Origin of the sequence: Nostoc sp. CMAA1605 (assembly GCF_021596505.1) — a bacterium.
GTDB lineage: Bacteria > Cyanobacteriota > Cyanobacteriia > Cyanobacteriales > Nostocaceae > Trichormus.
This window is the reverse complement of sequence record NZ_PJIZ01000150.1, coordinates 1-13,519: the sequence shown is the minus strand read 5'-3', so window position 1 is coordinate 13,519 and position 13,519 is coordinate 1. Positions and strand designations below refer to the sequence as shown.

The following is a 13,519-nucleotide window of genomic DNA, read 5'->3' as shown; positions in this document are numbered from 1 at the left end:
TTTTATTCATCAAATTGTCAACTTACAAAAATCTCAGGAGTAAAACTATGACAAGATTAATTAATTGGGCTCAAAAGTCTGCGTCCTCTAAAAGTATTGACAGTTTTCTTAGCAGGAATTGTCCTGTTAACAGCACAAGCTTGTAACCGTCCAACTATCGCAGCACAACCACCACAACCAAGCGCGCAATCTCCAAATATAGAAAGATATGACCCCACAAAAAGCTATCCTCTGAATGCACCCCAAGGTGGAATGAACAACTTTAGTGATGTAGATCCTAGAGCTAGAGCCGAGGAAAAAGCCGCAGAAGCCAAAGCTAAAGCTTTGCGAGACATGGCTAAAAGAAATGTGGAACAAAAAGGTATTGATAGCACAGAACAATATGCCCGCAATTATCGCCAAGGTACACCTTTTGATGAAAGAGTCAAAAATTTAGGTGAAGATGTGGGTAGTTCAGCAGAAGAAGTGCGTAGAGGTGTAGTCAAAGGAACTCAGCGTGGGTTAGAAAATCTCAAACAAAACACCCAAAATGCTGCTGAAGATGCGGCGAAAAATGTTCAGCGTGGAGCCGCAGATATTGGTCGTAACATTCAGCAACAAGCTGAAGACGCAACTGATACAGTCTCCCGTACAGCTAGGGAAATTAGATAATGGGCTTCTAGTTAAAAATATATGGGCAGGGGGCAGGCTTCCGCCGTGAGCGTCAGCCGAACGGGGGCAGGGGGAAAATAAAACTAATTCGCGGCTTCTCTCCGCGACTTGTAAAAAAGAACTCCGGTTTAGATTAAACAATCTTGAAACCGGAGTTTTATACGTTATATTTACTCTGGAATTTCACTAAGGATAAAACTAGATTTTTGGCAACTACCTTGTGGATTATACAAATTAGAAAACAGGGAATAAAAAGATTATTTCTTATCATAAACATCAAAAAAAACGTGATTAATTTTGTGTTTATCATTTCTGTGTCATATTTTTTTATAAAAATTTAAGATATGGGGCTGATCAAACACTCCTCTCTTACCCACACCAAAGAGACTAATCCTCAGCCCCATTTACTTTTAATGTCAAAAATGCCAACAAATCGTGCTGATATTCAGTGATTACCTAAAAATTACCTTGGGCTTTTTGATGAAAACTTTGCTTTTCATCTCCATAGACTTTGAATTATGGCAAAGTCTGGTGGTGTTCCCCGACACTCTCAACGTAAGGAGCTAATGTGAGTAGACCTACAGAAAACATTGTACTGGATGAGGTACAGGCTACAGATGTGGCAACACCTAAGCCGTTGTTAAGATTACCAGATGCAGTGGCTTTAATTGTAGGTATTGTGATTGGTGCAGGTATTTTTGAAACTCCTGCATTAGTAGCAAGTCAAGCTGGAAATGAGATTACTGTATTGCTGTTGTGGCTAGCTGGTGGTTTAGTATCGATTATCGGTGCGTTGTGTTATGCAGAGTTAGCAACAACCTATCCTGACGTGGGTGGGGTCTATTTTTATCTTAAAAGGGCATTTGGCCGATCGCTCGCCTTTTTGTTTGCTTGGGCGCGACTCACAGTCATTCAAACAGGTTCTATTACTCTCCTTGCTTTCGTTTTCGGTGATTATGCTACGCAATTGTGGCGATTAGGTGCATTTTCATCCTCTATATATGCAGCCGGAGTCATTGCACTGTTAACAGCCTTGAATCTGGTGGGTTTAAGACAAGGTAAATGGACACAAAACTTACTATCTGTAGCCAAAGTTTTAGGGTTGTTACTAGTAGTCATGTTTGGGTTATTTGCCACAAATGCCTCTGGGGTAACGCTAGAAACCACTACTACCGGTAATTGGGGGCTAGCAATGGTGTTTGTGTTGCTATCTTACGGTGGTTGGAACGAAGCGGCGTATATTTCCGCAGAAATCCAAAACAGAAAGCGCAACATATTGCGATCGCTATTGTGGAGTATTGGGATAATTACCGCCATTTACCTACTAATCAATTGGGCTTACCTGCGCGGTTTAGGATTAACCAACATGGCACAATCCGAAGCTGTCGCCGCCGATTTAATGCGCTCCATAGCAGGAGAAACCGGAGCTTGGTTTATTAGCTTTTTAATTGCAATTTCCACCTTGGGAGCTATTAACGCCACGATTTTCACTGGGGCGCGGACTAATTACGCTCTCGGCAAAGATTTTCCTCTATTTAGTTTTATGGGACGTTGGCAACAACTCCCCAACACTCCTACCTCTGCGTTACTCGTGCAGGCGGCGATCGCCTTGGGACTAGTTTTATTAGGCACACTCACCCGCAAAGGGTTTGAAACAATGGTAGATTACACCGCGCCTGTATTTTGGTTCTTTTTCCTACTTTCTGGCATTTCCTTGCTAGTGCTGCGATACCGAGAACCACAGATAACACGCCCCTTTCATGTGCCATTTTATCCTTTGACACCATTACTCTTTTGTAGTGCTTGTGGCTACCTGCTTTACTCCAGCTTAGTTTATACCAACGTGGGAGCGATCGCAGGTGTGTTAGTGGTAGCAGCAGGGATACCGTTTTTAGTTTGGAATCGCTACCGCCAACGTCAGACTTGAGAGTGCTGAGTGCTGAGTGCTGAGTAATGAGTGCTGAGTGCTGAGTGCTGAGTAATGAGTGCTGAGTGCTGAGTGCTGAGTGCTGAGTAATGAGTGCTGAGTAATGAGTGCTGAGTGAAATAATTTCTTTTTCTCCCTACCCTTAAAAGCCTGCTCCCTGCCCCCCTGCTCCCTGCCCCTGCCCCCCCTGCTCACCACAGCGACTGTATTTTTTTTAGCTGGAAGCCTCTTGGCGGCTCTTTTGTTCAAAATTCACAATTTTCACTGGAGGTCATTTTGATGAAGTTGCAAAAAATGCTACTGCTCGTTGTTGCTAGCGTGAGTCTTGCTAATGTAGGTCTTGTGGGATGCACAACCCCAGAACAGAATTTAAACGCACAAGCACAGCCTTCTGCACCCACATTAACAGGTCAAACTGAAACATTAGCTCAGACACAACCTCAAGAACGTCCGGCTGATGTTCCCTATGTCCCTACTCCACAACCTGTAGTAGATGCCATGCTAGAAGTAGCGCAAGTTAATAAAAATGATGTGCTGTACGACTTAGGTAGTGGTGACGGTCGGATTGTCAATACAGCCGCCAAAAAATACGGTACAAAAGGCATCGGTATAGATATTAGTCCAGAACGCATCCAAGAAGCTAACGCCAATGCCCAGCAAGCCGGAGTAACTGATAAAGTACAGTTTATTCAACAAGACTTGTTTAATACTGACTTGAGTAACGCCACAGTAGTTACGCTCTACCTGTTACCTGAAATCAACCTCAAACTACGTCCTAAACTTTTCAAAGAACTTAAACCTGGTACAAGGGTAGTTTCCCACGCCTTTGATATGGGAGATTGGAAACCCGAAAAGACATTACAAGTAGATGGCAAAACTATCTACTACTGGGTGATTCCAGAACAAATTCCCGCTAATTTACGCAACTAGAACGAATTTAGAGGTAAGGGTTGTAGGGTTTTAAGGGCGTAAGTGAAAACATCATAATATTTTCTATCTTCCCCTACACCCCCACACCCCTACACCCCTGCACCCATAAATTAAGCCGCCACTGCAAATTCAGCTTTTACAGAAGCATATGCCCAATCTAACCAAGGAAGTAATGCTTCAATATCAGCAGTTTCTACCGTAGCACCTCCCCAAATTCTCAGTCCTGGGGGTGCAGCACGATAGGGAGCAATATCATAAGCAATTTGTTGTTTTTCTAAAAGCTTCGCCATTTTTTTGGCAAATTTCGCTTGGTCTTCTGTGCTGAGGCTAGTAAATCCAGCATCGACAATTTTTAAGCAAATCGAAGTACAAGAACGAGTTTCTGGTTTCTCTGCCAAGAAATCCGCCCAACTGCTTTGTTCCACCCATTTGCTAATTGCTGCCAAATTCGCTTCACTGCGACTAATTAAGCCGGGGAGTCCGCCAATACTTTCTGCCCAAACTAAAGCATCTATGACATCTTCTACACACAACATTGATGGTGTGTTGATGGTATCTCCTTTAAAAACACCTTCAATGAGTTTCCCTTTTTGGGTGAGGCGGAAAATTTTGGGAATCGGCCAAGCTGGTTGATAACTTTCCAGTCTTTCTACAGCGCGCGGTGAAAGAACAACTACACCGTGTTGTGCTTCCCCACCTAAAACTTTTTGCCAAGAATATGTCAGCACATCGATTTTTTCCCAAGGGATATCCATCGCGAATACCGCAGATGTAGCATCACAAATGGTCAACCCTTGACGGTCATCGGGAATCCAATCCCCATTGGGAACTCTCACACCAGATGTTGTCCCATTCCACAGGAACACCACATCATGGCTAAAATCTACTTCCTCTAAATTGGGTAAACTGCCATAGGGTGCTTTCATTAAACGAACATCAGACAGTTTCAATTCATCTACAACATCTTTCACCCATTCCTGACCGAAACTTTCCCAAGCCAGGATATCAAGGGGTCGCTGTCCGAGTAGTGACCATAAGGCCATTTCTACAGCACCGGTATCAGATGCGGGAACGATACCCAAGCGATAATCAGCAGGTAGACCGAGAATTTTTTTAGAACGTTCAATTGCTTCAGTTAATTTAGCTTTACCATCTTCTGATCTGTGGGAACGACCCAAACAAGCATTTTGCAAATTAGTTACAGACCAGCCTGGACGCTTGGCGCAAGGGCCGGAAGAAAAATTGGGATTTTGGGGTTTAATTGTGGGGGGAGTAAGAGACTCTGACATGGTTGCAGCAGTTGCTTATGAAGTAGCTAGTAATGATGTAGATACTACATTACCGGATATCTGGGGTATTGTTGCAAACTTTGTGGACTAGATTCCACGAAGTAAGGAAGCAGTCCCCTTTTCATTGGGATTGGGGATTGGGGACACTTCGACAAGCTCAGTGCTTCGCTGGGGATTGGGGATTGGGGACAAGGGAGACAAGGGAGACAAGGCAGAATTTATTTCTTGACTCACTACTGGCTAAACGCCCCGCTTCCGCTAACACCACTCAGCACTCATTACTCAGCACTCACCCACTCAGCACTCACCACTCAAAGCGAAAGTCTCACACGGCGTACACTTACTTTTTCAGAACTATCTGAAAAGAGTTGAGGTATCCTGTAATTGTTTTAGATAAATTCCTTTGTTGCTTTTTGGTAGTTATTGCCATTACTTGATATAAACGCCCTTCTGCTAGATAAATTCTAGTTCTGGTAATTTTACCCCCTGCGTTAATATAGGCGAATTCTCTGCCGGGATGACCATTAGAACTACGAATATTGCGATGATTGAGCAAATTACTTTGAGTAGTTTTTAACGCCATCGCTTGCACATCATTCAATATTTCTTGGGGATTATTAATTTGGGCATAACTATGAGGAAAATCATTGTATACAACTAGATAGGCTACTTCTTGCTTAGGTGGTTGAGCCGCAAATATTTGTAAGTCGATTTCCCCCATGTGCGTTTTTTGGGTTTGGGATTCCTGTTTGGGAATTCCTGGCATTAATACGGTAAAACGTCCATCTGGGGATGTGAATGGCTTCCACTGGGGTTGTACTGGTTGGGTAGTAGTGGTTTTTTTCAGTAAAACGGAAGTTTTAGCAGGTGCAACAGTGGTTTTTTTGCGTGCTACTGCTACTTTTTTGGCTGATATAGTCGGGCGTTTGGGCTGGCTTGCGTCTACAATGACAGATCCGCCACAAATTAAGGTGGCGGCTAAGAATGAGAACAAAACTCTAAGTGTCATGGTTTTGGCATTCTATAGATGCTAATACACTGATGATGTAGCTGTTATAACCTAGCAGCACACAAAGCAGCACCTATTAGTCCAACTTGTGGATTGAGAATGATATGCACTGGTATTTCTTCTAACAAGGAACGCATTCTGCCTTTTTGGGTGAAATTCAAGAGGAAATTGCCGTTGTGTATCAAAGGTAAGATTTTAGAGGCAATCCCACCAGCAATGTACAAACCACCGTAGGGCAAGAGTTTGAGGGCGAGATTTCCGGCTTCTGCGCCGTAAGCATCGATAAATATTTGCAAAGTTTGTTGACAGAGGCGATCGCTTCCTTGTATTGCTGCTTTACCAATGGCTGCACCAGGATCAACTGTTTTTTCTGATTGTCCGGCTTGTTGTTCCCAGGTACGAACAATTTGGGCGATTTCTGGGGATTCGGTGGTTTGATAGCGATCGCGCAAAAATTGATAAATCGCCACAACCCCCTGTCCAGATACCACCCTTTCCACAGACACACGCTGAATATCATGTTTATCCAGCAGATATTTTAATAATTGAAACTCTAACTCATTACGCGGGGCAAAATCAGCGTGTCCCCCTTCTGACGGAAAGACTTGATAGTAATTACCCTGTTTAATTAAAAATCCTTGTCCTAAACCAGTACCAGCCCCAATAATCGCAATCGGTGCTTCTTGTTGGTGTTTACCTACTTGCAAAGTCAGCAAATCTTGTTTACTCAAGCCAAAAATACCATAACCAACAGCCGCAAAATCATTAATTAGAGAAATGAGAGGAATACTCAATTCTTGTGCGAGGCGTTCTGTATCTAAGAACCAAGCTAGATTAGTGAGTTTAGCGGTATTGTTAACCACAGGGCCAGCGATCGCAAAACAAGCCTTTTCCGGTGTACCTGCATTAGCCTTGAGTAAAAATTGCTGCACCATCGGTACCAAATCAGGAAAATCCCCACTGCGGTAAATTTCCTCATGAATAGTCTGTAACTCAGATGCGTCTGATATTTCCACCAAACGCAAAATAGTCTTAGTCCCGCCAATATCTCCTGCTAATAGTAAAGTCATAAATCAGTAAGTGAGTAGTGAGTGCTGAGTGGGTGAGTGCTGAGTGCTGAGTAATGAGTGCTGTTAAGTCATAAATCAGTAAGTTAGTAGTGAGTGATAAGTGCTGTTAGCGGAAGCGGGGCTTTAGCCCGTGCTGTTAGCGGTAGCGCAGTGTTTAGCCGGTAGTGAGTCAAGAAATAAATTCTGCCTTGTCTCCCTTGTCTCCCCAGTCCCCAATCCCCAGCGATGCACTGAGCTTGTCGAAGTGTCCCCAGTCCCCAATCCCCAACCTAAGCAAAGCGGATAACTTCCTCTACCTGAGTTAAATGGCTGGTGTCTCCTTTAAGTTCTAACAACCATTCAGGTTCTTGACGCACGACTTTGACTAGAGAACATAAGGAGGCTTTAACTTCACTTTTGGCAATCTCCCCGACTAACCCCATTGCGCCCCCTAATACAGAAGCACCATGTGCTACTAGCAAAATATCATCTGGGAAGAACTCTGTTGCTAAACATCTGGCTGTTTGTCCTGAACGGGCGCGTACCTGTTCATGAGTTTCAGGATACTTGGCTGCAATGCGCGGTGTGTAACTAGTGTCAATTCTGGGAAATAATTCTACAAGGGCTGATATTGAAAGCCTTTCGGGTTCTTCTGTCATCCAAGCCGGATTTAGCCATTCACTCAACCCTGTCTCTAGTTTAATAGGCAAGTCTAAAGCTTCTGCTACAGCATTAGCAGTTTGCACCGTTCGGAGAAACGGAGAAGCAAAAATATGAGAGATATTTTCGTTTTTTAATCGCCTCGCTAGCTGCTTGGCTTGTACAAAACCATCTTCAGACAGGGGTGGATCGTAGCGTCGTTCTGCGGTGAGAAACCAATCGGGGTTTACAAAGTCAAGACGGTTAGCGTGTCTTGCGATCCAAACTATTTGAGTCATGGGTTTTATAAATTAAGGCGAAATTAATCCGCATCTACATCAAAATAGACACCTGAAAATACAGGTGCAAACTCAATATAAGATAAATTTTGTAACTTTTTGTAATATTTATTTGGATTGGGGATTGGGGATTGGGGATTGGGGACTGGGGACTGGGGACTGGGGATTGGGGAAAAGGAGCAGGGAGCAGGGGAGAAGAACTAATGACTAATGACTAATGACTAATGACTATCAAGGTAAAGTCAGAATTTCTACGCCATCTTCTGTGACAGCTACTGTATGCTCAAATTGGGCTGATAATTTGCGATCGCGTGTGACAGCTGTCCAACCGTCGTTGAGCATTTCGACTTCGTAAGTACCTTCATTAATCATCGGCTCAATGGTAAATACCATCCCAGGACGCAGGCGTTTACCTTTATCTCTGACACCATAATGGGGAACATCCGGTGCTGTGTGGAAAATATGGCTGATACCATGTCCGACAAAATCACGTACTACAGAAAAGCCCTCTCCCTCAGCGTACTCTTGAATCGCTGCGCCAATGTCACCAATGCGCGCCCCTGGTTTGACTTCTGCAATCCCTAAATGCAGACACTTTTCTGTCACTTCCACTAGTTTCTGTGTTTTGGGAGATGCACTACCAACAATAAAAGTTTTCGATGTATCACCGTGATAGCCATCTACAATCGGTGTCACATCGATGTTAATGATGTCACCTTCTTTAAGAACCTGCTTGGCATTGGGAATACCATGACAAATGACTTCATTAACACTGGTGCAAATTGATTTAGGAAAGCCTTTATAGCCCAAAGGCGCGCTTTTTGCTCCGTGTGCTTGCGTCCACCGTTCGGCTTCGTCGTTGAGTTCTAGGGTGGTAACTCCTGGTTTGACCAATGGCTCTAAATGCTGCAAGAGTTGAGCAGCCAAGCTTCCTGCCTGGCGCATTTTTTCTATTTCTCTTTGGGATAAAATAACGATTATCTCTGTTTTCATTTTGTACTTGATTGATTTGTAAGAAATATAGTTAAGCCAGTTTCTGCGGCTCTTTTTGCAGCATCAGCCACTTTGAGGGTATACAAACTTTCCTCTGGAGTGACGTACAAAGGTGTACCGTCAAATAAATGGTCTAACACCATTTTCGTATCTTTGGCAAACAAACCCCGACGAGTTCCTACTTCTATGGGTGTAGTTTCTCCGCCTTGAACAAATAATCCTGTATCCCCATCAAAAATTAAACCGCCATTTTCGCCATGAACCTCAAATTTACGTTCATACTGCCACAAAGTTTCACCTTTGCCGTAAATTATTTGAGCTAATAAACCACTCTGAAAGCAAATTTGTGTCATACAAAAGCACGTTTGGTAATAGTCTGATTCTATTTCCCAAAATCTTTGATGAGAGTTAACAGAAAAAACCTCACCAAATAAATCTGTCAGCCGATGTAGACGAGATAGCGCGCCAATTAAAGGAAACCCAAACTGATTGTGATTATATGTCCATTTGCGGGGAGCTGGGTTTTGGGGATTAATCGTACTATAGCGGACGTAGAATAAATGCCCTACTTTGTCTATATTGTGCTTTAAGGCTTGATGCAGTCCGCCTAAAAGCTCAATATGTTCAACGTGGAGTAATTTTTTTTGCGTTTTTGCCAAAGCCAGCAATTCTTCAGCTTCAGCCAAATCAATGGCCAAGGGATATTCTACAACTACGTGTTTACCTGCTAGAAGTGCCGCACGAGCGATCGCCCCATGCTCACTATTAATTGTAGAGATGACTACCAGCTCTATATCTTCTCGTTTTACCAAATCTTGCCAAGAGGCGATCGCCTCTGTTTGGTAGTCTTTAGCAAAGGTTTGCGTTCTTTCTAGAGTATTTCCCGCAACTGCAACTAAATCTGAACGTTGATCTTGCAGTAGAGCCTCTGCTCGTAATTTTGCTGCATATCCTGTACCAACTAAACCCACACGCACTTTTGCTTTTCCCAAAGCTGCCTTTGCATTATACATAAAATCTAGGGGTAGCTGGGAAGGAGGAAGAGGGCAGGGGGCAGGGGAAGACAAGGTAGACAAGGTAGGAGAAGAGAAAAACGGTTCCCTATTCCCTGTTCCCTGTTCCCTGTTCCCTATTACTAGATATATTGCATTCCGCAAGATATAAACAAAACTTATTGTTATCTACTAACTAAATCTCATTACTAATCGTGTGTGATTTCTGGTTACATACTTTAAATTTTCCCGTAGTATCAGAATTGAAGCAAATTTTAAACAACAGCTTATTTACATCAGAAAAGCTGTCAATGTTGCTTTGGCATAAATTTAATACTGCCGTTCGCACAAGAGAGGAATACTAAAATGGCAACTTACAAAGTTACATTGATCAATGAAGCTGAAGGTCTCAACCAAACAATTGATGTTGACGACGATACTTATATTCTAGATGCTGCTGAAGAAGCAGGTCTTGATTTGCCCTACTCTTGCCGCGCTGGTGCTTGTTCCACCTGTGCAGGTAAGTTAATTTCTGGTAGCATAGACCAATCTGATCAATCTTTCTTGGATGATGATCAAATCCAAGCTGGATATGTACTGACTTGTGTTGCGTATCCTACCTCTGATGTCACCATCCAAACTCACAGAGAAGAAGAACTCTACTAAGAGTTAGATATTTAAGAATTATCAAAGGGGTCAGAATCTTGTATTCAGAATAGCCTGCGAGTTGGCTATCGCTATGAAATGACTCCACCCCCTGTGAGGATGAAGTCTGTTGCTAATCAGAAAACTTGTTGTTGACTTCGCTAATTAACAGCGATTCACCATAAATATAAAATGCTCTAGCCGATCGCAGATCATTATTCTGAAATTCTGACTCCCTATTAGGATTAATTCACCCATAGTCTCTGGGAAAGCTTGTCTTTCTTCTCCTTTCATTAAAACTTGATTTCTGGGCTAAGTGGTTTAAGTTCTGTTCCAGGGTAATAAAACTGCAAAATTTTCTCGTTATTCCAGCCTAACTTGGCTAAATTTTGCGCTCCTGTCTGACTCAAACCCACTCCGTGTCCTAATCCACCACCTACAAAAGCATAACCCCACAATTCTGGTTCACCTTTATTGAGTGGTACTATGTAAAATAGGGTACTTCTAGGTGCAGCAAAGGCACTCCGCACTTCATCTTTGTGGAGAGTAAAAGTACCAATATCTGTTTTCACTGCCAGTTCCAGAATTCGCCCACTGCGGCTGCGCTTGGTTATAGACATAGCGTCAATAGTTTTAAATGCGGCGTAAGGGCTATTTTTAGCTTGCAGGAATTTTTGTAAGTCTGGGATGATTCTGTCTAATGACGATTCTTTGTACCAGCGAAATACATCCCATGTGCTTTCGTTAAACCCTTGCTTGAGGCTAATAAATTTCTGGAAGTTTTGTTCGTCGGCGAGATTTTGCTTGGATAAGTCCCATAAATTTGTCGGTGTATCGACAACCGGACGCAAGTAAGGACGATCTTCACCATTCCAGACATCGCTAAAGTAAGCTGTCACACCGCCAGTAGTAGAAGAATAGAGGGCATCTACTAGCTGATTTTTATAGGTTAACACCATCCCTTTAGTAGCGGCGATCGCCTGATCGGTTTTGTTGGTCGCTCCTGTTAGCCCATAATAAACTTGACAGTGGGTACTAGCGCATAATTCATAATTATCTACGGCAAATCTGCGGAGATTTCTTAAAGCGTAAGTCCGAGCTAAAATTGCTTGGGCTTCCATTGCTGCTTTTGGTGCATCAGTGCCAATTTCGTGGGGAACTACACCACGCAGGTAAATTTCTAAGGGTACTTGATTAACTAGAGTGTATGTACCATAGGCATTGGGTTGAAAATGAATCTTCCCAGCGTAAACACGAGTCGTATCTAGTTTTTCACCAGTTTTCACCCGAATTAGATTTTTGGCTGTGCTAATCTCTACATTTTTGAGTCGGTAGCTTTCTCCGTTGACTACCCAATTGACTTGGGGTACCTTGGCAGCAACTTGAGTATCTAAATATGCCAGTTGATTCCCCTGAGATTTTATTCCCTGAAATAACAAGCGTCGCAATAAGGGAGTGTTATACACATCTCGTTTAGCCCAGACTTGCCAACGTTCTGGCTGGGCAATTTCTACTTCAATTCCCTGCTTTCGCCATTGGTTGGCACTATCCTCTGCCGTTTCAAAAGTGCGGTATGTTCCTAAAACTACTACCTCTGCGATCGCTGGACTGGGTAATTGCTGCATGACGACTTCCAGTTGGACTGGTTTGGTTGTCATGACAGTACGATTTTTATCACCATCTAAAAATTTCAGTTGTAAGCGATCGTCTTTTGTGGCTTCTAATTGCAGTTTGTCCGTTGGTTCTGCACCAAATCTCTGTACGATCCCAACGCTCAAATCTAAGTCCTTAACTTTGTCTTGAGTACCTGACGCGCCCGTTAATCCCAACAAACTAAAAGTCATCAGCACAGTCAAGGAAAAACGCCAGAAGGTACGTCTTCTGGTTCTCCGATTCTTTACATCCCTGCTTGGCAGCAGTTTTGACATTGGCTTTGTGGCGTGGTGTTTTTGTCGCATGGGCGATTCCATAATACCCTTATCGGTTTTGCTTCTGCACTACTTGCAAAACGAAGTCATAATGAGTATGATTTATTTAGAGATACGAAACAGAATTTAGTGGGTCAACTCCTCATGGTTAGGATACAAGAAATTCCATTAAATCAAATTCATCGCCCTTTGCCCGTGGCAACGATCCCAACAAAGTACAAGCCTTAATGGAATCAATTGCGGCGATTGGACAGCAAGAACCCATAGATGTTTTAGAGGTAGATGGACAATATTATGGCTTTTCTGGTTGTCATCGGTATGAAGCCTGCCAACGTTTAGGAAAAGAAACAATTTTAGCGAGAGTTCGGAAAGCACCCCGTAGTGTTTTGAAAATGCACCTGGCGTAAATGGGGAATGGGGAATGGGGACTGGGGATTGGGGATTGGGGATTGGGGAAAGAACAGTATTAATATGCTGAATTTAACTTTGATCCGGTAATCTTTATTTCATACCCGATGCCCAATGCCCCATGCCCCATGCCCATTCTCAATTCTCAATGCCCTAATCCATAATTACTCAAATAGGAGAAAATTCATGTCCTCTGGAACAACAATTAAAAATATCAATATCGGTATTGATGATGCCAATAGAGCTAAGATTGCGGAAGGTTTGTCTCGATTATTAGCCGACACCTATACACTGTATCTCAAAACTCATAATTTCCATTGGAATGTTACAGGGCCAATGTTCCAAACATTACATTTAATGTTTGAGACTCAGTATACAGAGTTAGCTTTGGCAGTGGATTTAATTGCTGAAAGAATCAGGGCTTTGGGTTATCCCGCACCTGGAACTTATAGTGAATACGCCAAGCTCAGTTCTATACCGGAAACTCCTGGTGTACCTAAAGCCACTGATATGATTAAGCTCCTAGTGGAAGGACAAGAAGCCGTAGTGAGAACTGCGCGTTCAATTTTTCCTGTGGTGGATGAAGTTAACGACGAACCTACAGCCGACTTGTTGACTCAACGGATGCAAGTGCATGAAAAAACTGCTTGGATGTTGAGAAGTTTGTTGGAAGAGTAGGGACTGGGGACTGGGGACTGGGCATTGGGAAAAAGGTAGAATTTTTTTATTGTCTTTTCCAATCCCCGATCCCTAGTACCCG

At 43.0% G+C, this 13,519-nt stretch carries 14 protein-coding genes and 2 pseudogenes; 8 read left to right on the top strand and 8 right to left on the bottom strand.

Going from position 1 to position 13,519, the window contains the following annotated elements:
* Positions 1 to 47: 47 nt before the first annotated feature.
* Together CV014_RS28685 and CV014_RS28680 are read left to right on the top strand one after the other, a co-directional pair.
* A pseudogene (locus tag CV014_RS28685) lies at positions 48 to 651 on the top strand (hypothetical protein).
* Between the two features lie 568 nt (positions 652 to 1,219).
* A complete protein-coding gene (locus tag CV014_RS28680; protein WP_236145120.1) occupies positions 1,220 to 2,578 on the top strand; it encodes an APC family permease in 1,359 nt (452 codons plus the stop codon).
* On the opposite strand, the gene CV014_RS28675 is transcribed toward CV014_RS28680, so the two are convergent.
* On the bottom strand, positions 2,543 to 2,827 hold the full coding sequence (locus CV014_RS28675) for a hypothetical protein (protein WP_236145119.1): 285 nt from the start codon (positions 2,825 to 2,827) through the stop codon (positions 2,543 to 2,545). The two genes, CV014_RS28680 and CV014_RS28675, sit on opposite strands and share 36 nt — an antisense overlap.
* Positions 2,828 to 2,857: 30 nt before the next feature.
* Between CV014_RS28675 and CV014_RS28670 the strand changes: the two genes are divergently transcribed.
* The gene (locus tag CV014_RS28670) at positions 2,858 to 3,508 is read left to right on the top strand and encodes an SAM-dependent methyltransferase (RefSeq protein ID WP_236145118.1); all 651 of its coding nucleotides are present in this window, start codon (positions 2,858 to 2,860) and stop codon (positions 3,506 to 3,508) included.
* Positions 3,509 to 3,618: 110 nt separating this feature from the next.
* On the opposite strand, the gene CV014_RS28665 is transcribed toward CV014_RS28670, so the two are convergent.
* Entirely contained in the window at positions 3,619 to 4,797 is a 1,179-nt protein-coding gene (locus CV014_RS28665; protein ID WP_236145117.1) for a phosphoserine transaminase, read from the bottom strand.
* A 137-nt stretch (positions 4,798 to 4,934) separates the two neighbouring features.
* On the opposite strand from CV014_RS28665, the gene CV014_RS28660 reads away from it, so the two are divergent.
* The gene (locus tag CV014_RS28660; RefSeq protein WP_236145116.1) at positions 4,935 to 5,159 is read left to right on the top strand and encodes a hypothetical protein; all 225 of its coding nucleotides are present in this window, start codon (positions 4,935 to 4,937) and stop codon (positions 5,157 to 5,159) included.
* On the opposite strand, the gene CV014_RS28655 is transcribed toward CV014_RS28660, so the two are convergent.
* The 3 genes from CV014_RS28655 to CV014_RS28645 all read right to left on the bottom strand — a co-directional run bounded on the left by CV014_RS28655 (position 5,138) and on the right by CV014_RS28645 (position 7,793).
* A complete protein-coding gene (locus tag CV014_RS28655) occupies positions 5,138 to 5,806 on the bottom strand; it encodes a hypothetical protein (protein WP_236145115.1) in 669 nt (222 codons plus the stop codon). The genes CV014_RS28660 and CV014_RS28655 overlap by 22 nt on opposite strands.
* 44 nt (positions 5,807 to 5,850) lie before the next feature.
* Complete coding sequence (locus CV014_RS28650) at positions 5,851 to 6,876, bottom strand: glucokinase (RefSeq protein WP_236145114.1); 1,026 nt, start codon at positions 6,874 to 6,876, stop codon at positions 5,851 to 5,853.
* 269 nt (positions 6,877 to 7,145) lie between these two features.
* Positions 7,146 to 7,793, bottom strand: coding sequence for a histidine phosphatase family protein (locus CV014_RS28645; RefSeq protein WP_103136490.1), 648 nt, complete (start codon positions 7,791 to 7,793; stop codon positions 7,146 to 7,148).
* 64 nt (positions 7,794 to 7,857) lie between these two features.
* Here CV014_RS28645 and CV014_RS28640 point away from each other — a divergent pair, with 64 nt between their 5' ends.
* Positions 7,858 to 8,004 carry a hypothetical protein gene (locus CV014_RS28640; RefSeq protein WP_236145113.1) on the top strand — a complete coding sequence of 49 codons (147 nt, stop codon included), beginning with the start codon at positions 7,858 to 7,860 and terminating at the stop codon, positions 8,002 to 8,004.
* A 20-nt stretch (positions 8,005 to 8,024) separates the two neighbouring features.
* On the opposite strand, the gene map is transcribed toward CV014_RS28640, so the two are convergent.
* Complete coding sequence (gene map, locus CV014_RS28635) at positions 8,025 to 8,786, bottom strand: type I methionyl aminopeptidase (RefSeq protein WP_236145112.1); 762 nt, start codon at positions 8,784 to 8,786, stop codon at positions 8,025 to 8,027.
* Positions 8,783 to 9,799, bottom strand: a complete 1,017-nt coding sequence (locus tag CV014_RS28630) for a Gfo/Idh/MocA family protein (protein WP_236145111.1) — start codon at positions 9,797 to 9,799, stop codon at positions 8,783 to 8,785. The genes map and CV014_RS28630 overlap by 4 nt, the downstream gene beginning before the upstream one ends.
* 345 nt (positions 9,800 to 10,144) lie before the next feature.
* On the opposite strand from CV014_RS28630, the gene CV014_RS28625 reads away from it, so the two are divergent.
* Entirely contained in the window at positions 10,145 to 10,444 is a 300-nt protein-coding gene (locus tag CV014_RS28625) for a ferredoxin (RefSeq protein WP_236145110.1), read from the top strand.
* Positions 10,445 to 10,716: 272 nt separating this feature from the next.
* Here CV014_RS28625 and CV014_RS28620 read toward each other — a convergent pair whose 3' ends face one another.
* A complete protein-coding gene (locus CV014_RS28620; RefSeq protein ID WP_442946955.1) occupies positions 10,717 to 12,381 on the bottom strand; it encodes a SpoIID/LytB domain-containing protein in 1,665 nt (554 codons plus the stop codon).
* Between the two features lie 114 nt (positions 12,382 to 12,495).
* Here CV014_RS28620 and CV014_RS28615 point away from each other — a divergent pair.
* Positions 12,496 to 12,758, top strand: a pseudogene (locus CV014_RS28615) (chromosome partitioning protein ParB).
* 187 nt (positions 12,759 to 12,945) lie between these two features.
* Positions 12,946 to 13,437, top strand: a complete 492-nt coding sequence (locus CV014_RS28610) for a Dps family protein (RefSeq protein ID WP_236145109.1) — start codon at positions 12,946 to 12,948, stop codon at positions 13,435 to 13,437.
* Positions 13,438 to 13,519: the final 82 nt, after the last annotated feature.

Coding starts and splice junctions, on each gene's coding strand:
- CV014_RS28670 (WP_236145118.1), top strand. CDS start 2,858: ATGAAGTTGCAAAAAATGCTACTGCTCGTTGTTGCTAGCGTGAGTCTT.
- CV014_RS28665 (WP_236145117.1), bottom strand. CDS start 4,797: ATGTCAGAGTCTCTTACTCCCCCCACAATTAAACCCCAAAATCCCAAT.
- CV014_RS28655 (WP_236145115.1), bottom strand. CDS start 5,806: ATGACACTTAGAGTTTTGTTCTCATTCTTAGCCGCCACCTTAATTTGT.
- CV014_RS28650 (WP_236145114.1), bottom strand. CDS start 6,876: ATGACTTTACTATTAGCAGGAGATATTGGCGGGACTAAGACTATTTTG.
- CV014_RS28645 (WP_103136490.1), bottom strand. CDS start 7,793: ATGACTCAAATAGTTTGGATCGCAAGACACGCTAACCGTCTTGACTTT.
- map (WP_236145112.1), bottom strand. CDS start 8,786: ATGAAAACAGAGATAATCGTTATTTTATCCCAAAGAGAAATAGAAAAA.
- CV014_RS28630 (WP_236145111.1), bottom strand. CDS start 9,799: ATGTATAATGCAAAGGCAGCTTTGGGAAAAGCAAAAGTGCGTGTGGGT.
- CV014_RS28625 (WP_236145110.1), top strand. CDS start 10,145: ATGGCAACTTACAAAGTTACATTGATCAATGAAGCTGAAGGTCTCAAC.
- CV014_RS28620 (WP_442946955.1), bottom strand. CDS start 12,381: ATGCGACAAAAACACCACGCCACAAAGCCAATGTCAAAACTGCTGCCA.
- CV014_RS28610 (WP_236145109.1), top strand. CDS start 12,946: ATGTCCTCTGGAACAACAATTAAAAATATCAATATCGGTATTGATGAT.